The sequence below is a fragment of the Duganella sp. GW822-FHT06D06 genome, assembly GCF_058799615.1.
This window is the reverse complement of sequence record NZ_JBXALQ010000007.1, coordinates 186,821-209,407: the sequence shown is the minus strand read 5'-3', so window position 1 is coordinate 209,407 and position 22,587 is coordinate 186,821. Positions and strand designations below refer to the sequence as shown.

General features: G+C 64.0%; 22 protein-coding genes. 10 read left to right on the top strand and 12 right to left on the bottom strand.

Features of this window, described 5'->3' with window-relative positions; genetic code table 11:
* Nucleotides 1-22: 22 nt before the first annotated feature.
* The 4 genes from AC1RMD_RS15450 to AC1RMD_RS15435 form a co-directional block, all read right to left on the bottom strand.
* The gene (locus tag AC1RMD_RS15450; protein ID WP_492927558.1) at nt 23-1,339 is read right to left on the bottom strand and encodes a TolC family outer membrane protein; all 1,317 of its coding nucleotides are present in this window, start codon (nt 1,337-1,339) and stop codon (nt 23-25) included.
* Nucleotides 1,340-1,426: 87 nt separating this feature from the next.
* On the bottom strand, nt 1,427-1,750 hold the full coding sequence (locus tag AC1RMD_RS15445) for a rhodanese-like domain-containing protein (protein WP_161007007.1): 324 nt from the start codon (nt 1,748-1,750) through the stop codon (nt 1,427-1,429).
* Nucleotides 1,751-1,765: 15 nt separating this feature from the next.
* Nucleotides 1,766-2,419, bottom strand: coding sequence for a protein-L-isoaspartate O-methyltransferase family protein (locus AC1RMD_RS15440; RefSeq protein ID WP_492927557.1), 654 nt, complete (start codon nt 2,417-2,419; stop codon nt 1,766-1,768).
* Between the two features lie 169 nt (nt 2,420-2,588).
* Nucleotides 2,589-3,233, bottom strand: a complete 645-nt coding sequence (locus AC1RMD_RS15435; protein WP_492927556.1) for a TetR/AcrR family transcriptional regulator — start codon at nt 3,231-3,233, stop codon at nt 2,589-2,591.
* A gap of 234 nt (nt 3,234-3,467) precedes the next feature.
* Here AC1RMD_RS15435 and AC1RMD_RS15430 point away from each other — a divergent pair, with 234 nt between their 5' ends.
* The 7 genes from AC1RMD_RS15430 (at nt 3,468) to AC1RMD_RS15400 (ending at nt 7,529) form a co-directional block, all read left to right on the top strand.
* The gene (locus tag AC1RMD_RS15430) at nt 3,468-3,938 is read left to right on the top strand and encodes a cache domain-containing protein (RefSeq protein ID WP_492927555.1); all 471 of its coding nucleotides are present in this window, start codon (nt 3,468-3,470) and stop codon (nt 3,936-3,938) included.
* A gap of 54 nt (nt 3,939-3,992) precedes the next feature.
* On the top strand, nt 3,993-4,361 hold the full coding sequence (locus AC1RMD_RS15425) for a type 2 periplasmic-binding domain-containing protein (protein ID WP_492927554.1): 369 nt from the start codon (nt 3,993-3,995) through the stop codon (nt 4,359-4,361).
* A gap of 55 nt (nt 4,362-4,416) precedes the next feature.
* On the top strand, nt 4,417-5,433 hold the full coding sequence (locus tag AC1RMD_RS15420) for a M14 family zinc carboxypeptidase (protein WP_492927553.1): 1,017 nt from the start codon (nt 4,417-4,419) through the stop codon (nt 5,431-5,433).
* Nucleotides 5,430-6,194 carry an alpha/beta fold hydrolase gene (locus AC1RMD_RS15415; RefSeq protein WP_492927552.1) on the top strand — a complete coding sequence of 255 codons (765 nt, stop codon included), beginning with the start codon at nt 5,430-5,432 and terminating at the stop codon, nt 6,192-6,194. Before AC1RMD_RS15420 ends, AC1RMD_RS15415 begins: the two co-directional genes overlap by 4 nt.
* A gap of 12 nt (nt 6,195-6,206) precedes the next feature.
* Nucleotides 6,207-6,488 carry a YkgJ family cysteine cluster protein gene (locus AC1RMD_RS15410; protein WP_492927551.1) on the top strand — a complete coding sequence of 94 codons (282 nt, stop codon included), beginning with the start codon at nt 6,207-6,209 and terminating at the stop codon, nt 6,486-6,488.
* Between the two features lie 64 nt (nt 6,489-6,552).
* Nucleotides 6,553-6,825 carry a hypothetical protein gene (locus tag AC1RMD_RS15405; RefSeq protein ID WP_492927550.1) on the top strand — a complete coding sequence of 91 codons (273 nt, stop codon included), beginning with the start codon at nt 6,553-6,555 and terminating at the stop codon, nt 6,823-6,825.
* Nucleotides 6,822-7,529, top strand: a complete 708-nt coding sequence (locus AC1RMD_RS15400) for a hypothetical protein (RefSeq protein WP_492927549.1) — start codon at nt 6,822-6,824, stop codon at nt 7,527-7,529. The genes AC1RMD_RS15405 and AC1RMD_RS15400 overlap by 4 nt, the downstream gene beginning before the upstream one ends.
* Before the next feature lie 48 nt (nt 7,530-7,577).
* Here the strand turns inward: AC1RMD_RS15400 and AC1RMD_RS15395 are convergent, their stop codons facing one another.
* Together AC1RMD_RS15395 and AC1RMD_RS15390 are read right to left on the bottom strand one after the other, a co-directional pair.
* Nucleotides 7,578-9,176, bottom strand: coding sequence for a M64 family metallopeptidase (locus tag AC1RMD_RS15395; protein WP_492927548.1), 1,599 nt, complete (start codon nt 9,174-9,176; stop codon nt 7,578-7,580).
* 135 nt (nt 9,177-9,311) lie between these two features.
* The gene (locus tag AC1RMD_RS15390) at nt 9,312-9,443 is read right to left on the bottom strand and encodes a hypothetical protein (protein ID WP_492927547.1); all 132 of its coding nucleotides are present in this window, start codon (nt 9,441-9,443) and stop codon (nt 9,312-9,314) included.
* A gap of 152 nt (nt 9,444-9,595) precedes the next feature.
* On the opposite strand from AC1RMD_RS15390, the gene AC1RMD_RS15385 reads away from it, so the two are divergent.
* Entirely contained in the window at nt 9,596-10,492 is an 897-nt protein-coding gene (locus AC1RMD_RS15385; protein WP_492927546.1) for a LysR substrate-binding domain-containing protein, read from the top strand.
* 1 nt (nt 10,493) lies between these two features.
* On the opposite strand, the gene gudD is transcribed toward AC1RMD_RS15385, so the two are convergent.
* From gudD to AC1RMD_RS15355, 6 genes are all read right to left on the bottom strand, one after another.
* On the bottom strand, nt 10,494-11,840 hold the full coding sequence (gene gudD, locus AC1RMD_RS15380) for a glucarate dehydratase (protein ID WP_492927545.1): 1,347 nt from the start codon (nt 11,838-11,840) through the stop codon (nt 10,494-10,496).
* 23 nt (nt 11,841-11,863) lie between these two features.
* Nucleotides 11,864-14,092, bottom strand: a complete 2,229-nt coding sequence (locus AC1RMD_RS15375) for a glycoside hydrolase family 3 N-terminal domain-containing protein (RefSeq protein ID WP_492927544.1) — start codon at nt 14,090-14,092, stop codon at nt 11,864-11,866.
* Nucleotides 14,089-15,987, bottom strand: coding sequence for a glycoside hydrolase family 2 protein (locus tag AC1RMD_RS15370; RefSeq protein ID WP_492927543.1), 1,899 nt, complete (start codon nt 15,985-15,987; stop codon nt 14,089-14,091). The genes AC1RMD_RS15375 and AC1RMD_RS15370 overlap by 4 nt, the downstream gene beginning before the upstream one ends.
* Before the next feature lie 17 nt (nt 15,988-16,004).
* Nucleotides 16,005-16,385 (bottom strand): 5-carboxymethyl-2-hydroxymuconate isomerase, encoded by a 381-nt coding sequence (locus tag AC1RMD_RS15365; protein WP_492927542.1) that lies wholly within the window; start codon nt 16,383-16,385, stop codon nt 16,005-16,007.
* A 7-nt stretch (nt 16,386-16,392) separates the two neighbouring features.
* Nucleotides 16,393-18,267 (bottom strand): hypothetical protein, encoded by a 1,875-nt coding sequence (locus tag AC1RMD_RS15360; RefSeq protein WP_492927541.1) that lies wholly within the window; start codon nt 18,265-18,267, stop codon nt 16,393-16,395.
* An 86-nt stretch (nt 18,268-18,353) separates the two neighbouring features.
* Nucleotides 18,354-19,346 (bottom strand): LacI family DNA-binding transcriptional regulator, encoded by a 993-nt coding sequence (locus tag AC1RMD_RS15355; protein WP_492927540.1) that lies wholly within the window; start codon nt 19,344-19,346, stop codon nt 18,354-18,356.
* 156 nt (nt 19,347-19,502) lie between these two features.
* On the opposite strand from AC1RMD_RS15355, the gene AC1RMD_RS15350 reads away from it, so the two are divergent.
* Nucleotides 19,503-20,324 carry an NAD-dependent epimerase/dehydratase family protein gene (locus AC1RMD_RS15350; RefSeq protein ID WP_492927539.1) on the top strand — a complete coding sequence of 274 codons (822 nt, stop codon included), beginning with the start codon at nt 19,503-19,505 and terminating at the stop codon, nt 20,322-20,324.
* A 19-nt stretch (nt 20,325-20,343) separates the two neighbouring features.
* Nucleotides 20,344-22,530 carry a glycoside hydrolase family 88 protein gene (locus tag AC1RMD_RS15345; RefSeq protein ID WP_492927538.1) on the top strand — a complete coding sequence of 729 codons (2,187 nt, stop codon included), beginning with the start codon at nt 20,344-20,346 and terminating at the stop codon, nt 22,528-22,530.
* Nucleotides 22,531-22,587: the final 57 nt, after the last annotated feature.

Sequence of the window (22,587 nt, the reverse complement as noted above, 5' to 3'; positions counted from 1 at the left end):
CGGCACGACAACGGGCGCGACTTCAGTGCGCCAGCAAGGCGTTGATCGGCGCCAGGTCGTCTTCCTTCAGCGAACCGGCGGCCGACTTCAGGCGCAGGCCGTTCATGATGGTGTCGTAACGGGCCTTGGCCAGGTCTTTCTGGGTCGAGTACAGCAGCTTCTGGGCGTTCAGCACGTCGATGTTGATGCGCACGCCGACCTGGTAACCCAGCTTGTTCGAATCCAGCGACGACTTGCTCGACACTTCGGCCGCTTCCAGCGCCCGGACCTGCGCCAGGCCGCTGTTCATGCCCAGGTAGGCCGAACGGGCGTTCTGCGAGGCGGCGCGCTTGGTCGCTTCCAGGTCGTTGCGGGCCTTGTCTTCCAGCGCGATGGTTTCGCGCACCTTGCTGGTGATGGCGAAGCCGCTGAAGATCGGCACGTTCCAGCTGACGCCGATGGCGTTGTTGTTGAGGCGCTGCTGGCCGGTGGTGGTCTGGTGCGTGGTGCTAGCGATCAGGTTGGCGGTCGGCATGTGGCCCGCGCGGTTGCGCTCGATTTCACGCTTGGCGATCTCCACGTTCAGCTTGGCGGCCACGACGGCGTAGTTCTGGCTCTCGGCCGAGCTGACCCACGGTTCCACCGCGGCCGGCGACGGCGCGTTGATCGCCACGCCGGTGCGCAGCGGCGCCAGCGCGCCCGGCGCCTGGCCGATGATCACTTGCAGCGCGGTGCGCTTGTTGTCCAGATCGTTGATCGCGGCAAACTCCTGCGCCACCACCAGGTCATACGCGGCCTGCGCCTCGTGGGTGTCGGTGATGGTCTGGGTGCCGACTTCGAAGTTGCGCTTGGCGGAGGCCAGTTGTTCGGTGGTCGCCACTTTCTGCGCCTGGGTCGAGGTCAGGTTGTCCTGCGCTGTCAGCACGTCGAAATAGGCTTGCGCCACGCGGGTGATCAGGTCTTGCTGGGCCTGGGCGAAGGTGGCTTCGGCGGTGGCCTGCGCCAGCTTGCTTTGCTGGTAAGTCTGCCAGTTGCCCCAGTTGAACAACGGCTGGGTCAGTTGCACGGCGTAGGAATTGCTGTGGTTGTCGACGTCTTGCTTCGGCAGGTAGCTGCCGCCCACGGACGTGGCCAGGTCGCCGGAATTGCGCGTATTGCTGCCGTTGGCCGAAATCGTCGGCAGCAGGCCGGAGCGCCCCTGGGTGATCCGTTCCTGCCCTGCGGCCAGCGACGAGCGGGCGCTGGCGTACGAGGCGTCATTGGCCAGCGCTTGCTGATATACCTGGATCAGGTCGGCCGCCTGTGCGTTGAGCGTCAAGAAGGCGCTGGTGATCAGCACGGCGATAAGGGGTCTCTGCATTGCATTCTCCGTTGGAGTCATCAAAAAAGTTGATCATATCAAAAACACACCATCCTGGCGCCGCGCTCATGTCTAGCGCCGCGACACTTAATACTTGGCCATCGTGCTGTCGACTTGCAGCGCCCAGGCGTGGATGCCGCCGGTCAGGTTGACCATCTTGCCGAAGCCGTTACGCTCCAGGAAGGCGGCCACCTGCATGCTGCGCGCGCCGTGATGGCAGATGCAGACGATCGCCGCATCCTCATCCAGGTCGTCGATGCGCGCCGGTATGGTATTCATCGGGATCTGCACCGAGCCGTCGATACGGCAGGTTTCGAATTCCCAGTTTTCGCGCACGTCCAGCAACATCGGGCTGGGCCGTGCATCGTCCGCCAGCCAATCGGCCAGTTCCAGAGCGGTAATCTGCTGCATGCTGGTCCGCCCGGCTTAAAACTTGAACTGCGACGGCTGCGTGGCCGAGGCCAGCGCTTTGACGTCGGTCTCAAACAGCGTGCGGGTATCGTAGCCGGCTTCGCCGGTACGGGTGATCAGCTGCGCCTTCATCGCCGGCGACTGGCCGATGATGGCCGCCAGACGGCCGCCCACTTTCAATTGTTGCAACAACGCCGGCGGCAATTCCGGCAGCGAACCGGTCACCACGATCACGTCGAACGGCGCGCCGTTGCTCCAGCCCTGGGCGCCGTTGCCCAGTTCCACCGTCACATTGGTGACGCCGTTGTCGGCCAAATTCTTTTCCGCCAGCGCTTTCAGCTCCGGCGACACTTCCACCGCCGTCACGTGACGGCCCTTGTGCGCCAGCAGCGCCGCCAGGTAGCCGGAGCCGGCGCCGATTTCCAGCACGCTCTCATGCTTCTTGACGTTGACGTCTTGCAGCAGACGGGCTTCCACCTTCGGGTTCAGCATGGAAACGCCGCCCGGCAGCGGGATTTCGGTATCCGCAAACGCCAGCGCCTTGTGCGCGGCCGGCACGAAATTCTCGCGTTTCACCACCATCAGCAGATCCAGCACACTCGTGTCCAGGACGTCCCAAGGGCGGATTTGCTGTTCGATCATGTTGAAGCGGGCTTGTTCGATATTCATCTTATGACTCTGGTCGGATTAAATAATCCGTCATTTTATCGTTGAACTGGCATCGAGGCACATATTAACGATATGACGGCGGGTTCGCGGGAAATTGCGACAGTCTGCAGTTTAAGGGGGTTGAACCTACCAAAATGGCAAGTTTGCCGCAAAGAGCGGGCGGCGCGGGTCACGCCCGCGGCGCCTCCAGGCCGCGCAGGGTGACGTCGATCAGCGTCTCCATGAAGGCTTGCGGATCGATAGCCGCCATCTCGCAGGTGGGCATGAAGGAGTGGGTCCACATCATCAGCATCAGCACCGGCGCCACCAGCACCGGCGTCATCACGGCCGGATCGACCGGGCGGAACTCGCCGCGCGCGATGCCGCGCACCAGCACGCTGGCGATCAGGGCGTTGCCGCGCGCGACCACGTCCTCGTTGTAGAACTGCGCCAGTTCCGGGAAGTTGTTGCCTTCGGTAAGCATCAGCTTGGTGATGCCGGCCAGCTGGGTGGCGCAGATCTGGTTCCACCACTTCATCAGGATCAGGCGCAGCAGTTCGGCGCTGGGGCCGTCGAACCCGGCCGCTTCCTGCTCGGCCTCGCCGATGGCGTGCACGATGTTTTCGCGCACCACGGCCTTGAACAGTTCTTCCTTGTTGGCGAAATACAGGTACAGCGTGCCCTTGGACACGCCGGCGCGCTTGGCCACGTCTTCCAGGCGGGTGCCGGCATAACCGCGCTCGACGAACTGGTCCAGCGCCGCCGCCAGCAATTCCTGCGGCCGCGCATCCTTGCGCCGCTCCCAGCGTGGTTTGGTATCTTGAGGGGCTTGCATGGGTGTACCCGATTTAACTTACTTATAAGTCATTAATATAAGCGTAAGCAGGTTCAGCGTCAAGCAAGCGGTCGCTGCTACCTCCGATCAGCGCCTTGAATAAAAGCTTGAATGGGCCGCAGTGGCGAATGAAATAACTTAAAAAGATGAAGCTGGTTTTGATTCAGATCAAGGGTTTTTCGAATCGAAATTCATAGTATGGGTAATAGCAAAAAACCCGGAATGGAAATCAAAATGAAAAAGTTTATTTCTATAAGTTCTCTGCTTTTGTTCGCTGCGCTGCCAGCCACCAGCGCATCTGCCGCGAGTGAGCGAGCCAACGCGGATGACTGTGTCGCGCTGGTCAAGAAAGCCGTTGCCTATGTGAAGGCGAACGGGAAAGAACAGGCGTTTGCCGAATTCAACAATCCAAAAGGCCAGTTCGTTGACCGTAACCTGTATATCTTTGTCTACGATTTGAATGGCGTCAATTTAGCCATCGGTAACGGCAACGCCTCGAAGATGGTCGGCAAAAACCTGCTCGACATGCGCGACGCAGAAGGCACTTACATTATCAAAGGCCTTATCCAGGTCGTCAAAGCGAAAAACCAAGGATGGTTCGACTACAAATGGCCAAACCCGGTCACCAAAACAATCGAAGCTAAATCGAGCTACGTTGAAAAGGTGGACGACTATATGGTGGGCGCCGGAATTTACAAACAATAGCCTGGAAAATTCCGACGGTCGCGCACAAGTGCATGGTCCGAGAACCTGTCGCCGTTGACCGACGCCGAGCTGGTGCGCTTCACGCTGGCGCTATCCGACCATCCGGCCGTCGTCATGCTGCCGGCCTTGTTGGCGAGGCCGATGCTGCGATCGGCGTACCCGGCGGCGGCACGCCACCCCACCCTGCCGCTGTTCGAGGAACGCTTTGTCTGCATGGCGCGCAAGGACCATCCTCTGGCGAAAAAGAAAATGACGTCGACGCGTTTTTTAAGCTGCCAGCACCTGCCGGGCCTGGAGCTGGCGCCGGCGCCCTTCGTGCTGCGCTGGCGCCGCCGCAACGACGCCCATCCGGCCCAGCGCCGGCTGCGCGAGCAGATCGCGCTGGTGTGCCGCGAGCTGTATGGTAGCGGCGACGCACAGTAAGCGGCGCCCGCAAATTGGGCTACACTGTCGGACACATCTTTCTGCGTCCGCGTCCATGCCCGAGAAGAACCTGCCTGAACTGATCACCCTGAAGCGCCTGATCGACGAAGGCGGGCGGCATCTGGAGGTCGGCACTTCCTGCACCGTGGCGATCGACGGCCGCCAGTTCCCGGTCTACAGCATCGCACTGGGCAATCCCAGCCCGGACGTGCCTGCGCTGGGCTTCTTCGGCGGCATCCACGGGCTGGAACGCATCGGCACCCAGATCATCCTGTCGTTCATGGAAAGCCTGCTGGCGCGGCTGCGCTGGGACAGCACCCTGCACCAGCAACTCGAATCGTTGCGGCTGGTGTTCATGCCGCTGGTGAATCCGGGCGGCATGTGGCAGGCCACGCGCTGCAATCCGCAAGGCGTGGACCTGATGCGCAACGCGCCACTGAGCGCGGTCGACAAAGTGCCGTTCATGCTGGGCGGCCAGCGCTACAGCCATCACCTGCCGTGGTATCGCGGCAAGGCCGGCGCGCCGATGGAGGCGGAAAGCCAGGCCGTGTGCGACCTGGTCGAACGCGAGCTGCTGTCGCGCCAGTTCAGCATGGCGCTCGATTGCCACTCCGGCTTCGGCCTGCGCGACCGCATCTGGTTCCCGCACGCGCACACCACGGCGCCGATCCCGCACCTGGCCGACATCGGCGCGCTGGAGCAGCTGTTCAGCCAGAGCTACCCGAACCACAACTACGTGTTCGAACCGCAGAGCCGCCAGTACCGCACCCACGGCGACCTGTGGGACTACCTGTACCTGAACGGCACCAGCTACAACGATCGCGTGTTCCTGCCGCTGACGCTGGAGATGGGCTCGTGGCTGTGGGTGAAGAAAAATCCGCGCCAGATCTTCGACCGCATCGCCATCTTCAACCCGACCGCCAAGCACCGCCTGCAGCGGGTGCTGCGGCGCCACCTGATCTGGTTCGACTTCCTGATGCGCGCGGCCAACAGCCACGGGCGCTGGATGCCGGAAGGGATGGCGCGCAAGGTCCAGCACCGGCGCGCGCTGGCGCAGTGGTACGACGCATGAGCAGCTGGGTGCTGCTGCGCGGCCTGATGCGCGAACAGCGCCACTGGGGACGCTTCCCCGGCCAGCTGGCCGCCGCGCTGCCGGAGGCCGCCATCGTCACGCCCGACCTGCCCGGCAACGGCGAGCGCCACGCCATGCGCAGCGTCACGCAGGTGGCGCAGATGGTGGACTACTGCCGCCGCGACCTGCAGGCGCGCGGCGTCCAACCGCCCTACTCGCTGCTGGCGCTGTCGCTGGGCGGCATGGCGGCGGTGGAGTGGTCCAGCCGCTATCCGGGCGAAGTGGAACGCTGCGTGTTGATCAACACCAGCATGCGGCCATACAGCCGCTTCCACCAGCGGCTGCGCTGGCAGAACTATCCGGCCATCGTCGGGCTGATGCTGCGCGGCGGCGTGGAGCGGCAAGAGCGCCTGATCCTGCGCCTGACCAGCCGCACCGGCGCGGTCGATGAACGCGAACAACTGCTGCAACGCTGGCTGGGCTACCAGCGCGAATTTCCCGTCACGCGCGCCAACGCGCTGCGCCAGCTGTGGTCCGCCGCCCGCTTCCGCGCGCCGGCCACGCGGCCGGCCGTGCCGCTGCTGATCCTGGCCGGCGCCGGCGACCAGTTGGTCGACCACCGCTGCTCGCTGCGGCTGGCGCAGGCATGGGGTGCGCCGTTGCGGGTGCACCCCAGCGCCGGCCACGACCTGCCGCTGGACGACGGCCCGTGGGTGGCGGCGCAGATCGCAAAATGGCTGGCCGAAGAAAAAGGGGCGTAAAATACCGCCCCTATGCATATTTCCCCGCCCACCCTGGACTGTCGTCCCAACTGCGGCGCCTGCTGCACGGCGCCCTCGATCACCAGCCCCATCCCCGGCATGCCCGACGGCAAGCCGGCCGGCGTGCGCTGCGTCCAGCTGGCCGACGACAACCGCTGCAAGATCTTCGGCCGTCCCGAACGGCCGGCCTTCTGCGGCGGCCTGCAACCGTCGGCCGAGATGTGCGGCGCCAACCGCGAATCGGCCATGCTGTGGCTGGCCGACCTGGAGCGCGCCACCGCCCCCCTAAACTGAGAAAGTAAGCAAGCATTTGCAGGCGCAAATTGCGCGCCTGTGGGCACTGTGGCAGAATCGTGTCATGGATACGCCGAAGACCAAAACCAAGTCAGCAGGCTCTACGCCGGCAAACAGGACGGACGAAAAGCCGGGGGATACAGGCGTCTCCGCAACGGAACAAAGGCAATTCTCGGCAGTGGTGGAAGCAATCGCCAAACGCTATGGAGTCAAGGTTGGGCTTATATCCCCACCCACAACGAACCCCTACGCGATGTCCGCCGAAGAAGCCGCAAAGGTTGCGCTGCGCGCAGGTATTATTACCCGCGCTGGCAATCTGACTCGCAGGTTCAAGTGAACTCAAGTACGGCTCTTGTCGCCTATCACGGCTGCGACATCACCACGCGTGACGACTTGGTTAGTGGCCGTCAGCAACATCTTAACCACAGTAATAACCAATATGACTGGTTAGGACCTGGCGCCTATTTTTTTGAGGGCGATTTCGAGCGTGCGCTGTTGTTTGCTCAAGCATCCCATCTTAGTCCGGAAAAACGATACACCGCGAAACCTATCGCGACTCCAGCAGTTGTAGGCGCCGTTCTACAAGTACAAGATTGGCTTGATATGACCACGCAAGCAGGCATCAAGGAGTTCAGTTCGGCATATCAAACCTTTGCTGCTGGCCTGAAGGGGAGTGGAACGCCAGTTCCAGAAAATAGACCGGCCAACGATACCGATACTGATGTCATTTACCGTGCCTTAGATAATGCAGTATTCACCTGGCTTCATCAGGCGCGGGCATCGCAAGAACCGCCACGTCCATCATTCCAGGCGGTACGGGCAGCCTTCCACCAAGGGGATAAGGTCGCTCCCACATCCGGATTTCACATCAGTACACATATTCAGATTTCTCTTCGTGACAATAATTGTGTCGTCGGCTGGTTTCTCCCTTCTGGAGCGGAGTTACTAACTGAGCATCAATATGCTGCGGCCAAGACTAGATTGAATGCAGCGGTGGCCGCGAACAAAAAACCACGTATTCGCGTCAAGCTCCAACAATAGTTCTCCAGGTCGGCGTAGTCTTGGCTAGCCGACCTGGAGCGCCTCAGCTTAAGGCTTGGTATAGCTGTAAGTCAGCGAGTATGCGCCGCCGGTGGAGCTGGTGGCCATCGCATAATAGTAGCCGGCAGCGGCGTTGTAGGAGATCGACGGACTCGCCGTCGCCCCCCCGCTGGTTGCCACTTGCGCCCATCCGTTCGCGCCGTACTGATACAGATAGAGCTGGTAGCTGGTGCCCACCTTGCCGGTCAACTGCAAGCTGATTTTTCCGGCCGCCGCCTGTATCCAGCCCGGGTTCACATTCGGCACGTTGACGCTGCCGCCGGCCGGGATGGTGCCGGTCTGCGTCACACCGGCGCCGCCGCCACTGTACTGCGTGAACACCTTGCGCGCCGCGCCCTCGTTGACCGCGTGCCACGGATAACCCAGCGTGCGCATGCGCGAGTTTTCAGTCGGACGGTATTTGCCGCTGGTGCAGTACTGCGCGCCCTGGAACACCCCCACGGTGCCGTTCGGATAGACGCCGGCAGCGGTCGGCACCGGCGTGCTGGCCGAGATCAGGCTGCGCCACTTGACGCTGCGGGTGGCGTTCATCGTCACATCGGGCTCACCCGGCTCGCCATTCAGGCTGCAGGTGCCGTAGTCGTATTCGTCCGCCAGCGAGAACGCGGTGTGGCCGATCTCGTGCAGCGCGACCTCGATCGCCTGCGGCGCCATCGACAGCGTGGCGATCTCGCCGCCGGAACCGCCGTAGCGCGTGGAGTTGGCGACCACGATGATCACGTCGCGTTGATCCGGCGCCAGCACCGAGCCGACGATATCGTGCACCTTGTCGTTATCCACGCACAGCAGCCGGTCGATGTTGTAGCAGTTGAAGGCGGCGTCCATCGCGGTGTCGCGGTAGATGCCTTTGTCCGGTTCATCCACGCCGGACTGGTTGCTGGCCACGTCCACGCGCCGCACGTTCATGTTGGCGCGGTTGGCCGCGAACAGCGGATCGGCCAGGAAGCCGTCGATGACTTTCTGCGCATCCGTGCGCCACTTGCCCATGTCGGCGGCGGTGTAGCCGTCGCCGATGAACACATAGTCCATGCGCGCGGCGGCCGGGCCGGTGTTGAGGATGCTGGTCACGCTGGCGGCCGGCGCCAGCGCGGCGGCACGCGCGGTGCGCGAGCTGCCGGCCAGCTTGGCCAGGGTGGCGCGGTCGAAACGCGCCAACGGGGCGGCGGCGGCGCTCTTGCCCTTGCCGCTGCCGGCCTGCACCGGCACCACCTCGACGCTGGCGGTGGCGCTGTCGAACGGCAGCGACACTTCAAACGAACCGGTCGCCTGGCGCACGGTTTCGGCAATGTCGATGGCGCCGGTTTTCGGATTGAACACCTCAACGTGGCGCTGCTGGCCGGCGGCCACGGTCACTTCATGCAGGATGCCGCCCTGGGCATCGCGCGCGACCACCCGCCATTGCGCGCCCGGCGCCTGGCTGCGCACGTCCGGCGTCAAGGCGAAGGTGCCGATTTCCGCGTGGCGGGCGCTGAACACCGGGCCGCTGCGGCCGTCGGCATAACTCAGGCGCAGCGAGATATTGTCGGCGCTGGCGGCGCCGGCGGCCAGCAGCGCTGCCAGCGCCGCTGTGATGCGTAGGTAGGTCATGGTGTCTCCGTATTTTTTTAGTGGAGCACCGATTGTCACGCCGTCTCCGGCCGCACAGATGTGCAATGCGGCGCAACTTGCATAAACCTGCTGCCATCGTCGATGGCTGTTGCGCCGCCGCTGCGATCCGGCAGGTCAGCGCAGCATCACTAGTTGCGCCAGCATACGCATCAATTCCGCCGAGAACTTTTGCGTCGGGGCCGGCGCCGGGCATGGGGCGACCGGTTTGCAGTCGCATAGTGGGATGACGGTGTGGGTCTGGGACATGGCAACCTCCTGTTGAATGTGGCGCCGATATCGATAATTCCTTACTCATGGAGTTTTATCAGCGTATGAGGTATATTTTCCTCTCTGGAGCGTCTGCGATCAAACGAGTAATCCTCTATCGATGCATAAGAAAAACTTAGCCTAATCCCGACATGAACAAACCGCTGCGCTCCCTTTCCGGCCTGATCGACTTCGACTGCGCCGCCCGCTGGGGCAGCTTCAAGCTGGCCGCCCAGGAGCTGCACAAGACGCCGGCGGCGATCAGCCTCCAGGTCAAGCAGCTGGAAGCGGCGGTAGGTTTCGAGCTGTTCACGCGCCACCCGCGCCACATCACGCTGACCGACAAGGGGCAGGAACTGGCGGCGGCCGTGGCCCGCGCACTGGGCGAGCTGCGCACCAAGGTGGTGGCGCTGCAGGACGGCGACGAGGAAAAGATCCTGCGCATTTCCACCACCCATTCGCTGGCGATCAAGTGGCTGGTGCCGCGCATCCACCGCTTCACCAAGCTATATCCGGAACTGGACATCCGCATCGATTCCAGCGACCGCCTGGCCGACCTGGAGGACGGCAGCACCGACGCCGCGCTGCGCTTCCATCCGATCGAAGACGGCGATCCCGAACTGCTATTCCGCGAACGGCTGGTGGCGGTCTACAGCCCGTCGCTGCTGGCGCCCGGCCAGGAGGCGCTGACGCTGGCCGACCTGCAGCGCTTCCCGCTGCTGCATGAACACAGCAGCGAAGAGTGGATACAGCTGCTGCGCAAGAACAGCGCCCTGAAAGGAAGATACGATTTCTCCCGCAGCTACAGCAACTTCGCCGTGCTGGCGCAGGCGGCGCTGGCGGGACAAGGCATCAGTCTCGTTTCGTATGCGATCGCCTACGAAGACCTCTGCAGCGGCGCCTTGAAGCGGATCGTCTGCTTCAGCGCCCCGTACCAGCGCGGCTACCGGCTGGTGGTCAGCCGCAGCAAGGAAGGCATGACCAAGATCGCGCGCCTGCGCGCCTGGCTGAAGGACGAAATCGACGAGATGCAACGCTCGCTGGATTGAGCTATCGCACCAGGCACGGACGCTTGGCGTCGAAGCTCCAGCCGGGCACTAGGAACTGCATCGCCACCGCATCGTTGCGCGCGCCCAGGCCCATGTTGAGGTAGCGCTGGTGCGCCGCTTCCACTTCCGCCATGTCCAGCTCCACGCCCAGGCCCGCGCTGGCCGGCACGTCGACCATGCCGCCCTTGATTTGCAGCGGCGCCCTGGTCAGGCGCTGGCCATCCTGCCAGATCCAGTGGGTATCGATGGCGGTGATCTTGCCCGGCGCGGCGGCGGCGACGTGCGTGAACATCGCCAGCGAGACGTCGAAGTGATTGTTCGAATGCGAGCCCCAGGTCAGGCCCCACTCATGGCACAGCTGCGCCACGCGCACCGAACCCTGCATGGTCCAGAAGTGCGGATCGGCCAGCGGGATGTCCACCGATTGCAGCTGGATCGCGTGACCCAGCTCGCGCCAGTCGGTGGCGATCATGTTGGTGGCGGTCGGCAGGCCGGTGGCACGGCGGAACTCCGCCATCACCTCGCGGCCCGAGTAGCCGTTCTCGGCGCCGCAGGGGTCTTCGGCGTAGGCCAGCACGTGGCCCTGGTCGCGGCACAGGCGGATCGCGTCCTTCAGCAGCCAGCCGCCGTTCGGATCGAGCGTGACGCGGGCGTCTGGGAAGCGTTCGGCCAGCGCGGTGACGGCTTCGATTTCCTCCTCGCCGCGCAGCACGCCGCCCTTCAGCTTGAAGTCCTTGAAGCCATAGCGCTCATACGCCGCTTCCGCCAGCGCGACCACGGCTTGCGCATCCATCGCCGGCTCATGGCGCAGGCGCGACCAGCGGTCGGCCGCGCCGGGATCGCTGGCGTAGGGCAGATCGGTGCGGGTGCGGTCGCCGATGAAGAACAGATAGCCCAGCATCGGCACCTGCGCGCGCTGCTGGCCGTCGCCCAGTAGCGCGGCCAGCGGCACGTCGAGGTGCCGGCCCAGCAAATCCAGCAGCGCGCACTCGATAGCGGTAACAGCGTGGATCGCGATGCGCAGGTCGAAGGTCTGCAATCCACGGCCGCCGCTGTCGCGGTGCGCGAAGGCGGCGCGGGCCTGGTTCAGCACCGCGTTGTAGTGACCCACCGGCTGGCCGACGATCAGCTCCCGCGCGTCTTCCAGCGTGGCGCGTATCGCCTCGCCGCCCGGCACTTCGCCCACGCCCTGGTTGCCGGCGCTGTCGGTCAGGATCAACAGGTTGCGGGTGAAGTAAGGCGCGTGCGCGCCGCTCAGGTTGAGCAGCATGCTGTCCTGCCCCGCGACCGGGATCACGCGCATGGCGGTGACGACGGGCGTGGCGCTACGTTGAAGGGGCTTGTTCATGTATCGGTGTCCGGTGGTTCTGGTTATTTGGATGGGAGCAGTTTGACTGCGCCCTCAAGACGGATGTCGTCGGAGGCGCTGCCGACCATCAGTTTGAAGTCGCCGGCTTCGGCGCCCCATACCAGTTGACTGTTGAAGAACGACAGCAGCTCGCGGTCGATAGTGAAGTTCACGCGGCGCCGCTCGCCCGCTTGCAGATGGATCTTCTGGAAGCCTTTCAGCTCCTTCACCGGCCGCACCACCGAAGCGACCATGTCGCGCAGGTAGAGCTGCACGATCTCGGTGCCCTCGGTCTTGCCGGTGTTGGCCAGGTCGAACGACAGCGTAACCTGCTGCGACGGCGACATCTCCTTGCTGCTGACGGTCAGGCCCGAGTATTTGAAGTCGGTGTAGCTCAGGCCATGGCCGAATGCATAGCGCGGCGTATTGACCGAATCGATGTAGGCCGATTTGTAGACCACGTTCTTCTCGTCGGTGACGGGACGGCCGGTGTTGAACTGCGCGTAGGACAGCGGAATCTGGCCGACGCTGCGCGGGAAGGTGATCGGCAGCTTGGCGGACGGGTTGTAGTCGCCGAACAGCACATTGGCGACGGCGTTGCCGCCCTCACTGCCGGGGAACCATGCGTAGACAATGGCGTCCGCCTGGTCGGCGATGGTGTTGAACACCAGTGGACGACCGGCCAGCATCACCACCACGATCGGTTTGCCGGTCGCCTTCAGCACGGCGAACAGCTGTTCCTGATGGCCGGGCAGGGTGATGTCGGTGCGGGACTTGGCTTCGCCGCTCAAGTCCCAGGTCTCGCCGACGGCCAGCACCACGAGGTCCGCCCTGGCGGCCGTGGCGACGGCGTCGGCAAAGCCCTCGGTGCCGGTGCAGCGGTTGTCGCAAGCCGGCGCGTAGCTGACCTGCGCCTTGCCGGCGTGGCTGCGGATGCCTTCGAGGATGCTGACCACGGGAGCGCGGTCACCCTCCACCACCCAGCCGCCTTCAAGGTCGCGCCGCGCATCGGCCAGCGGCCCGATAACGGCGATCTTCTGCGCGGTGCGCGACAGCGGCAAAGCCTTGCCTTCGTTCTTCAGCAGCACCAGCGATTTCTGCGCCACGTCCAGCGCGGCGGCGCGATGCGACGGATCGGCCAGCACGACCTTCTCGCGCGCGGCGACCGAATAGCGGTATGGATCGTCGAACAGGCCCAGCTCGAATTTCTTGTACAGGATGCGGCGAACGGCATCGTCCAGTGTCTTCATTTTCACCTTGCCGGATTTGACGGCGTCCTCAAGGTGCTGGAAGTGGGCGTAGCTCTCCATGTCCATGTCGCTGCCGGCGTTGATGGCTTTGACGGAGGCATCGGCCAGGTCGCTGGCATAACCGTGCGGCACCATCTCACGCACCGAGCCCCAGTCGCTGACGACGAAGCCGTTGAAGTTCCAGCTGTTTTTCAGGATATCGCGCTGCAGGAAGGCGCTGGCGGTGGCCGGTACGCCGTTCAGCGTGTTGAAGGAGTTCATGAATGTCGCCGCGCCCGCATCCAGCGCGGCCTTGAATGGCGGCAGGTAGACCTCAAACAGTTGCTGGTTGCTCATGTCGACCGCGTTGTAGTCGCGGCCCGCCACCGCAGCGCCGTACGCGGCAAAGTGCTTGGCGGTGGCCATCACGGAATCGGTGGCGCCCAGCTGCTTGCCCTGGAAGCCGTGCACGCGGGCGCGGGCGATGGCCGAACCGAGGAAGGCGTCCTCGCCCGCGCCTTCCATCACCCGGCCCCAGCGCGGATCGCGCGCCACGTCCACCATCGGCGCGAAGGTCCAGTGGATGCCGGCGGCGGCGGCTTCGCGCGCGGCGATGTGGGCCGACTGCTCGATCGCCTCCATATCCCACGACGCCGATTCGCCCAGCGGCACGGGGAACACGGTGTGGTAGCCGTGGATCACGTCCTGGCCGAACAGCAGCGGAATATGCAGCCGCGATTGCAGCGCCAGCGCCTGGATCTCGCGCGTGTCGGCCACGCCTTTCACGTTGAGCATGGAACCGACTTTGCCCAGGCGGATATCGGCCAACGTGGCGGCATAGTCGCTGCTGGCTGGGCCGGTGACCAGGCGGCCGGAGATCTGGTGCAGCTGGCCGACCTTCTCCGCCACCGTCATCTGCTTCATCAGCGCGGCGACCTTGCGATCGATCTGCGCGTCCTGCGCGTGGGCCAACAACGGCAGCAAGGCCGCGGCCAGGGCAAGCGTGGTTTTTTTCATGGTCATTTGTATTGCTGCTGCTTTTGGTTGTAGTAAGCCTTCATCGTGTAGAAGGCCAGCTTTTTCTTGCCGGTTTCGGAGATCAGTCCCTTGCGGTTCCAGAAGTCCTGATAGTACGGGTGCGGCCGGCGCGGCGAGCGGAAGTCCGTCAACACCCACGGCGTCGTGCCGCGCAGGCCAGGGATCGCGTCCAGCATCTTGAACTGGTTCTTGTACAGCAGGTCCTGATACTCCTCGCTCCAGCGGGTGTCGTCGTCGGCATGCAGACCTCCCAGCGCGTCGGCGCCGAATTCGCTGATTACCACCGGCTTGTTGTAATTGACCTTGAACGAGAACTTCAGCATCTCCTTGTTGTCGGACCAGTACCAACCGGCGTATTCGTTGAAGCTGGCGAGGTCGATCTTGTCGGCCAGCGGATCCTCCACCGTCACCTCGTTGCCCTTGCGGTGCACTTCCAGCGCGGCGGCGACCAGGCGGGTATGGTCCAGCGAGCGCACGGTGTCGGCCAGCTTGCCCATGAAGACATTGCGAGCGTCGCTGACCGGCGTCTCGTTCCCGATCGACCAGATGATGACGCTGGCGCGGTTGCGGTCACGCGTGACCAGGTCGGTCAACTGCTGGCTGGCGTTGGCGTAGACTTCCGGCTTCTCCCACGAGATGGTCCAGTACACCGGCACCTCGGCCCAGACCAGGATGCCCATCTCGTCGGCCAGCTTGATCATCTCCTCGCTGTGCGGATAGTGCGCCAGGCGGACGTAATTGCAGTTCATCTCCTTGGCCCATTGCAGCATCATGCGCATATCGCCTTCGCCGCGCAGGCGACCCGGTATCAAGGGGTTCTCGTCGTGCAGCGAGACTCCGCGCAGGAATACCGACTTCCCGTTCAGCAGCAGGTCCTGGCCGCGCGTTTCGATGGTGCGGAAGCCAATGCGGTCATTGAGCTTGTCGGTGGCGCCGGCGATGGTGACGGTGTACAGCTTGGGATCGTCCGGCGACCAGTAGCGCATCCTGTTCTTCGCCAGCGGGATGCTGATCGCGGCACGGCCGTCGGCGCCGGTATGCACGGTGGCCTTGACGCCCGCCTCCGGGATGGTGATGGTCACGTCCTGCGAGCGCTGGGCGCCGGTCATCTGCACATAGCCTTCGATGCGGCCCATGTCGCCCTTGGCCAGTTGGATCTGGTAGTCGGCGATGTAGGTGTCCGGCGTTTCGGCCAGCAGCACGTCGCGGGTGATGCCGCCGTAGTTCCACCAGTCGGTGTTCAGTGTCGGGATGTCGTCCTGGTGGCGGGTGTTGTCGGCCTTGACGACGACGGTGTTCTGGCCCTTCAGCAGGCGGCCGGTCACTTCGAACTGGAACGGCGTGAAGCCGCCTTTGTGGCTGCCGACCTTCTTGCCGTTCAGGTAGACGTGGGCTTCGTAATTGACCGCGCCGAAGTAGAGGAAGTAGTGCTTGCCGTCCTTGGGCGCGGCCTGGAACTGCTGGCGCATCCAGACCGTGCCTTCATAGTTTTCCAGCTTGGCGTTCTGCGAGTTCCAGTCGCCGGGAATGGCCAGCGTCGGCGAGCCGTCAAAGCTGTATTCGACCGATTCGGTTTTATCCTTTGGCTTGCGGTCGTCATAGAAGCCGCCGGAGCCGGTGGCGGACTGGTCGAAGGGCTGGTGGCGGTAGTTGTAGTAGCCAGCCTCGTACGGGTCGACGATGTAGTTCCAGCGACCATCCAGCAGCAGGTGGGTGCGGCCATAGATGTTTTGCAGCGTAGGGGGCTGCTTCGTCACCACAGGAGCAATGCGGGCGCCAGCGGCCGGCACCACCATCGCCTGGCCAGGGGCCTGGTCGTCCTGCGCCCATGCCGCCGACAGGCAGCTCGTCACCAACAACAGCTTCAGTACACTACGCATCCGTCTCTCCAAGTTTTTTAACTACTGAATTTGCCTTCGTAAGCAGGCGGTGTCGCATCGATGTGCAGGGTGAGGCGCAGCGGCAGTTTGTCCAGCGCCGGAGCGAGGTGCGCGCGCGCCGCGGCCAGCACGGCGTCGCCGACTGCATCGACCAGTTCCTCGCTGCGGCCCGGCGTGATGCGCATGTTCAGGTAGACGAAGGCGCGTCCCAGCTCGCCGTCCGCCACCGCGTACTGCGCGGCCGGATAGGCCAGCACGCGGGTGCCCAGCAGCGGGAACACCAGCGTTCCGCCGGCGTCCTTCAGCGTGACCAGCGTGCGCGACAGCGTCTTGCACAATTCGCCGATGTCGGCGTGCGCGTCGAGATTGGCGGTGTATTCGATTTTTAAGTGCGGCATGATGTCCTTAATGGTATTTGATGGTCCACTTGATGGTCAGCGGTTCCTTCATCGTCAGCTTGCCGGTGCTGCATGTGACGAGCGTCTTCATCGCCCCATACGGCGCCATGTAATCCTTGCTGCCGTTGGTCGGCGCGACTTGGCATCGCTGGAGACCGGAGACGCTGTACTCGCCCACGTCGCCCTTGGCGAAGGTGACCGTGCTGCCGTCCATGGTGGGCTGCTCCGAGAAGGACGCGAATTCCAGCGTGATCTTCTCCACTTCCTGCATCCCCACCGGCGTGTAGACGTCGTTGCGGGTCAGCTGTCCGTGTTCCAGCGTGTAAGTGGTTTGCAGCTTGATGCGGCCGTCCTTGACCGGGCTTTTCTTGCCCAGCCGGTCCAGCTCATCCTGGCGATAACTGACCGTGTAGCGCTGGCCGGCCTGGCTGGTCTTGATGTCCTTGATCCAGGCGGTGCCAATCAATTGCGCACCGTCGGCCATGGTGAACTTGGGCAGCAGTTGCGGATGCGCGCCGCCGCTGTCGGCGATGCCGGAGACGATGCCCGGCGCGAACGGCAGCGGATAGTAAGGGCTGTTGTCATGCTGGCTGATGCCGCCGTTGATGATGTTCAGGCTGACGACGTGCTTGCCGTCGCGGAAAACCGTCAGCGCGCGGTCGTACTCGCCCTGCGCGAAGGTGGTGGTGCTGAACTGCGGACGGGTCCTGTCCAGCCATGCCTGCAGGTCGGCCTTGGGCGGCGCGTCCTTCATGCCGGCCTTGTTCCAGGTGTCGTTGGTGTAGATCAGCTGGTGCAGCAGCGAGAAGTTCTCGCCGAGGATGCGGTGCTTGCCGCGATAGGCGTCGGTGCGGCGGCCCTTGCCCCACATGTCCAGCGAGTGCATCGCCGGGTCGTACCAGAAGTCCATGTAGCGGGCGGCGACCCGCGACGAGTAGGCATACGCGTACTGCTTCTCTTCCGCCGTCAGCACGTCCAGGTAGGCGGACACGGACAGGATCTCGACCAGCGCCGTCTCGCCGTAAGGCCCGAGGCTGCGGCCGAAGCTGAAACCATCGCCGGCGGTGTTGCTGACGTTGAGCGCGATGTCGGCCGCCTTGCGCAGCAGGCCTTTCAGCTCCGGGGTCGGCTCCAGGCCGGTCTCCAGGAAGCGCTCGCAGATTTCCGCGATCAGCAGGATGCTGTAGCGGTCGAAGCGTCCTTCGCCGTCGGTCTCGTCGGAGAAGCCGAACTTGCCCGAGTATTTTTTGTAATGCACGAGCATTCTGTCGAGCAGGATCTGGCTGCCGCTGTCGTCCTCCCAGCCCATCAACATGCGCAGGCGCGCGATGCTGAACGCCACGCCATAGTAGTTGGTGGGCAGCTTGATCAAGTCGTACTGCGGCACGGTGACGAAAGTGCGCCAGTCCAGCTGCTTGCGCAGTTTTTCCAGCGTGGCCGGGCTGACCGCCTGCTCCAGCAGGCCCGCTTGCTTCAGTTTGACCAGCGTGCCGATGTAGTAGTAGATGCCCCAGGTGTGGTTGTCCATGCCGACCGTCATGTCGGCGATGTCGCGATAGTCGCGCAGCCGCTGCGGCAACGCCGGATCGTCCTTGGCGCTGTTCAGCAGCACGTGGCCCAGGCCTGCCGCCACCTTACCCGGCAAGAATTTGTCGCCGGCCTTGAACGGCGCGTAGCCGTCGATGACGACGGCCTCCTTTTCCGCCACCAGCTTCTTGAAGAAGTAGTCCAGCTGCTGGTAGGCGTTGTCCTGCACGATGCGGTTCATCGGTGCGGTCGCTTGCGGCGGCACGTAGTTGGCGGCGGTTTGCGCCGCTGCGCCGCCAGCGGCCAGCAGGGCGGCCAGCGCGAGCGCGGAAAGACGGAATCGGGTAGAAATCATGGGGTGGCAGACTCTTCTTGGAAAACGTTTAACCGATGTTATGTGATTTTCCCTGAGACGTAAAGCATCATGTGAAAAAATCGCCGTTATACGCGGCTGGCGATGGAGCCGCGCAGGATCAGCTGCGGCTCGATCATGCTGAAGGCGGCGACGGGTTTGCCTTCGATCCGGCCTATCAGCTGCTCCATCGCGGCGGCGCCCAATCGCTCGCTTTGCAGGTCGACGGTGGTCAATGACGGCGAGGTGTAGGCGCCGAACTGGATATTGTCGAAGCCGGCCACCGAGATGTCGTCCGGCAGGCGGAAGCCCAGCGTCTGCGCGGCTTTCATGAAGCCCAGCGCCATCAGGTCGTTGTAGCAGATCAGCGCATCGGGATGGTCGGCGCCGAGCATGATGGCCGAGCACACGCGCTCCCCTTCCTGCGCCGACGGCGCGCCGGCGTCATGCACCGCCAGCGACAGGCCGTGCGCGGACAGGCACTCCCGGATGGCGGCCAGGCGCTCCCCGTCGCGACGCGACTTGGAGAAGCCCAGGTAGGCGATCTTGCGGTGTCCTTGCGCGACCAGGTGCCGCGCCAGCATGCAGGCGCCGCGCCGGTCGTCGCCCGCCACCCACGGAATATCGTGCTGCGCCAGATGGCCGAAGAACACCATCGGCTTCCCCAGCTCCAGCATCCAGTCCATCTCCGATTCTGGTATGCGCGAGATGACGAACACGCCGTCCACGCGGCGGCTCAGCGCCTCCAGCAAGGGACGTTCGCGGTCGGGGTTTTCATCGGTATCGACCAGCAGCAGGTTGTAGCCGTGCTGCTGCGCCACGCGGTTGGCGCCCTTGACCACGCTGGCGAAGTGCGGATTGGCCAGGTCCAGCAGCGACAGGCCGATGCTCCTGGTGCGGCCGGTGATCATCGACGCCGCCAGCGGGTTGGAACGGTAGCCCAGGTCGGCGATGACTTGCGTGATGGTCGCTTCCACGCCCGCCGAAAAACGCTGCGCGCCGTTGACGAACTTGGACACCGTGGCGGTGGAAACGCCGGCGGCGGCGGCCACGTCGCGGATGGTGGGTACGGGTTTTTTCATCAATCCAGTCAATCGGTTTTTATTTTAATGAGCCATCCGCTTCGATCTTAGCACGGCAAATCCGCCACAGACCATGCACTCACTGATACGAAAGCGATTGACCCCGAAAATAAAATCGATATACTTGCGATTAAACGTTTAACTACAAAACTCAAAATGACCACTACCTCTAGCGCAAAACCATTCAAACGCATCCTCCTGACCGGCGCCGGCGGCGGCCTGGGCACCATCCTGCGCGAACGCGCCAAGGCCTGGGCCGACGTGGTGCGCCTGAACGACGTCAAGGACCTGGGCCCGGAACGCGAGGGCGAAGAGATCGTCATCGGCGACCTGGGCGACCGCGACGGCGTGCTGAAGATGATGGAAGGCGTGGACGCCGTGCTGCACTTCGGCGGCATCTCGGTGGAAGACAAGTTCGAACCCATCATGAACGCCAACATCCTCGGCCTGCACCATCTGTACGAGGCGGTGCACAAGTGCGGCGTCAAGCGCGTGATCTACGCCAGCTCCAGCCACGTGGTGGGCTACTACGAAACCACGCAACTGGTCGACGCCGGCATGCCGCTGCGTCCCGACGGTTTCTACGGCGTATCGAAGGCCTTCGGCGAAGCGCTGTCGCGCTACTACTACGACCGCTTCGGCACCGAGACCGTGTGCCTGCGCATCGGCTCCTCCTTCCCGGAACCGAAGAACAGCCGCATGATGGTCACCTACCTGGCCTACGACGACCTGGTGGAGCTGATCCGCTGCTCGCTGTTCACGCCGCGCGTCGGCCACACGATCACCTTCGGCACCTCGGACAATCCGACCAGGTGGTGGGACAACAAGCACGCCTCGCACCTGGGCTATGTGCCCAAGCACAGCTCCGGCCAGTTCGCCGGCAATTTCCCCGACAGCGCGGCCTACCCGGCGGCCGGCGATGCGCCGACCATCTACCAGGGAGGCCCGTTCGTCACCGCAGGACCGATGTACAAATAAAACTCAACGAGACGCCTACATGAAACCAACGTATCTGCACGCCGCCGTGCTGGCCGCCTTCGTGGCCGCACTGCCCGCAACACCAGTCTTCGCCGGCGAGGCGCCGAGCGCCGAAGCGGCCGCGCCATCGGCCGCCATCAATCCCAAAGCGGTGTTGAACGCGATGGAGCGCGTGGCCGACTGGCAGCTGGCCAACCCCAGCAAGCACCGCACCGACGACTGGACGCAGGCGGTGGGCGATACCGGTTTCATGGCCCTGGTGGGCATCTCCGGCGACCGCAAATACCGCGACGCCATGCTCGCCATCGGCGACAAGAACCAATGGAAGCTGGGCCCCAACCACTACCACGCGGACGACCACATCATCGGCCAGACCTACGCCGAGCTGTATCTGCAACTGCGCGATCCGAAGATGATCGCCGCCATGCGCGCCAGCTTCGACGACATCCTGGCCAACCGCCGCAGCGGCACGCTGGACTTCACCGTGCCGGGCAACCAGGAACGCTGGTCGTGGTGCGACGCGCTTTTCATGGGGCCTCCGACCTGGCTGCGCCTGTGGGCCGTCACCGGCGACCAGCGCTACCTCGACTTCGCCGTCAGCGAATGGTGGGCGACGTCGGACTACCTGTACGACAAGGAAGCGCACCTCTACTTCCGCGACAGTAAATACTTCGACAAACGCGAAGCCAATGGCCAGAAGGTCTACTGGGGACGCGGCAACGGCTGGGTGATGGGTGGCCTGGTGCGCATGCTGCAATACCTGCCGGCCAAGCACCCTGCCCGTCCGCGCTTCGAGCAGCAGTACAAGGAGATGTCGGCCAAGCTGTTGACGCTGCAGCAGCCGGACGGCCTGTGGCGCGCCAGCCTGCTGGACCCGGCCAGCTATCCGCTGAAGGAATCGAGCGGCTCGGCGCTGTACGCGTATGCCTTCGCCTGGGGCGTCAACCAGGGCCTGCTCGATGCCAAGGCCTACAAGCCCGCCGTGCAGAAGGTGTGGAGCGCGCTGGTGGCCAACGTGCAGGCGGACGGCAAGCTGACCCACGTGCAGCCTATCGGCCAGGATCCCAAATCGTTCGACAACGACGCCACCGAAGTCTATGGCGTCGGCGGCTTCCTGCTGGCCGGCAGCGAGATGTATCGCATGGCGGTGCTGGACAAGGCCAGGCCGCAGACGGTCAGCGTGGCCAACGGCACCGACGGCCTGCGCGGCGACGAGCTGGTGGAAGTCACCCCGGGCGTCAAGGCGCCGGTGGTGATGGATGCCGCGACGTCGGCGATCCTCAACTCCCAGGTGATCGGCAAGCAGCTGCTGTTCTCCGTGAACGTGCCGGCCGGCGATACGCGCCGCTACCTGGTGCTGCCGGCCGAGCGGCTGGCCGCCACGCCGCCGGTCGACGTCAAGACGCATGCGCGCTTCGTGCCGGAACGGCTGGACGACTTCGCGTGGGAGAGCGACCGTACCGTACACCGCGTCTACGGGCCGGCCATCATCAAGGATCCGAAGGAGCACCTGGTCAGCAGCGGCGTGGACGTGTGGGTCAAGCGCGTGCGCTATCCGGTGCTGGACAAGTGGTACCAGAACGGCGCCTATCACAAGGATGCCGGCGAAGGCCTGGACTACTACCACGTGGGCCAGAACCGCGGCTGCGGCGGCACCACCATTTATGCAAACAACGCACTGCATAACTCCTCCAACTACCAGAGCTGGAAGGTACTGGCCGACGGTCCGCTACGCTCCGTGTTCGAACTCAGTTTCGGCAAGTGGGACGCCGGCAACGGCCGCATGGTCTCCGAGGTGAAGCGCTTCTCGATCGACGCCGGTTCCAACATGACCCGTGTCGAAAGCCGCTACAGCGCCGGCGGCAAAGGTCCGCTGACGGTGGGCGTGGGCATCGTGCGGCGCGACGGCCAGGGCGACTACGTCACCGACGCCGCCGGCGGCTGGGCCAGCTACTGGGAACCGCAACACGGCGACGACGGCATCATCGGCTGCGGCGTGATCCTGCCGGCCGGCGCCAGCGGCTACGCCGTCACCGACGGCCAGCAGCTGACGCTGGGCGCGGCCCAAGCGGGCAAGCCCTTCGTCTACTACTTCGGCGCGGGCTGGAACAAGAGCGGCGATTTCGCCGACGGCGCGGCATGGCAGGCCTACGTGCGCAACTACGCGCAAAAGCTGAAGGCGCCGCTGAAGGTCAGTAGCAAGTAAGCGCAGCACCGCCGGCGGTCCATGAGATTGCCGGCGTTTTTTTTGACCATAAGTGGA

Bases quoted from the DNA above. Each gene is read 5' to 3' on its own strand.
- AC1RMD_RS15450 (WP_492927558.1), bottom strand. From the start codon at position 1,339: ATGCAGAGACCCCTTATCGCCGTGCTGATCACCAGCGCCTTCTTGACG.
- AC1RMD_RS15445 (WP_161007007.1), bottom strand. From the start codon at position 1,750: ATGCAGCAGATTACCGCTCTGGAACTGGCCGATTGGCTGGCGGACGAT.
- AC1RMD_RS15440 (WP_492927557.1), bottom strand. From the start codon at position 2,419: ATGAATATCGAACAAGCCCGCTTCAACATGATCGAACAGCAAATCCGC.
- AC1RMD_RS15435 (WP_492927556.1), bottom strand. From the start codon at position 3,233: ATGCAAGCCCCTCAAGATACCAAACCACGCTGGGAGCGGCGCAAGGAT.
- AC1RMD_RS15430 (WP_492927555.1), top strand. From the start codon at position 3,468: ATGAAAAAGTTTATTTCTATAAGTTCTCTGCTTTTGTTCGCTGCGCTG.
- AC1RMD_RS15420 (WP_492927553.1), top strand. From the start codon at position 4,417: ATGCCCGAGAAGAACCTGCCTGAACTGATCACCCTGAAGCGCCTGATC.
- AC1RMD_RS15415 (WP_492927552.1), top strand. From the start codon at position 5,430: ATGAGCAGCTGGGTGCTGCTGCGCGGCCTGATGCGCGAACAGCGCCAC.
- AC1RMD_RS15410 (WP_492927551.1), top strand. From the start codon at position 6,207: ATGCATATTTCCCCGCCCACCCTGGACTGTCGTCCCAACTGCGGCGCC.
- AC1RMD_RS15405 (WP_492927550.1), top strand. From the start codon at position 6,553: ATGGATACGCCGAAGACCAAAACCAAGTCAGCAGGCTCTACGCCGGCA.
- AC1RMD_RS15395 (WP_492927548.1), bottom strand. From the start codon at position 9,176: ATGACCTACCTACGCATCACAGCGGCGCTGGCAGCGCTGCTGGCCGCC.
- AC1RMD_RS15390 (WP_492927547.1), bottom strand. From the start codon at position 9,443: ATGTCCCAGACCCACACCGTCATCCCACTATGCGACTGCAAACCGGTC.
- AC1RMD_RS15385 (WP_492927546.1), top strand. From the start codon at position 9,596: ATGAACAAACCGCTGCGCTCCCTTTCCGGCCTGATCGACTTCGACTGC.
- gudD (WP_492927545.1), bottom strand. From the start codon at position 11,840: ATGAACAAGCCCCTTCAACGTAGCGCCACGCCCGTCGTCACCGCCATG.
- AC1RMD_RS15375 (WP_492927544.1), bottom strand. From the start codon at position 14,092: ATGACCATGAAAAAAACCACGCTTGCCCTGGCCGCGGCCTTGCTGCCG.
- AC1RMD_RS15370 (WP_492927543.1), bottom strand. From the start codon at position 15,987: ATGCGTAGTGTACTGAAGCTGTTGTTGGTGACGAGCTGCCTGTCGGCG.
- AC1RMD_RS15365 (WP_492927542.1), bottom strand. From the start codon at position 16,385: ATGCCGCACTTAAAAATCGAATACACCGCCAATCTCGACGCGCACGCC.
- AC1RMD_RS15360 (WP_492927541.1), bottom strand. From the start codon at position 18,267: ATGATTTCTACCCGATTCCGTCTTTCCGCGCTCGCGCTGGCCGCCCTG.
- AC1RMD_RS15355 (WP_492927540.1), bottom strand. From the start codon at position 19,346: ATGAAAAAACCCGTACCCACCATCCGCGACGTGGCCGCCGCCGCCGGC.
- AC1RMD_RS15350 (WP_492927539.1), top strand. From the start codon at position 19,503: ATGACCACTACCTCTAGCGCAAAACCATTCAAACGCATCCTCCTGACC.
- AC1RMD_RS15345 (WP_492927538.1), top strand. From the start codon at position 20,344: ATGAAACCAACGTATCTGCACGCCGCCGTGCTGGCCGCCTTCGTGGCC.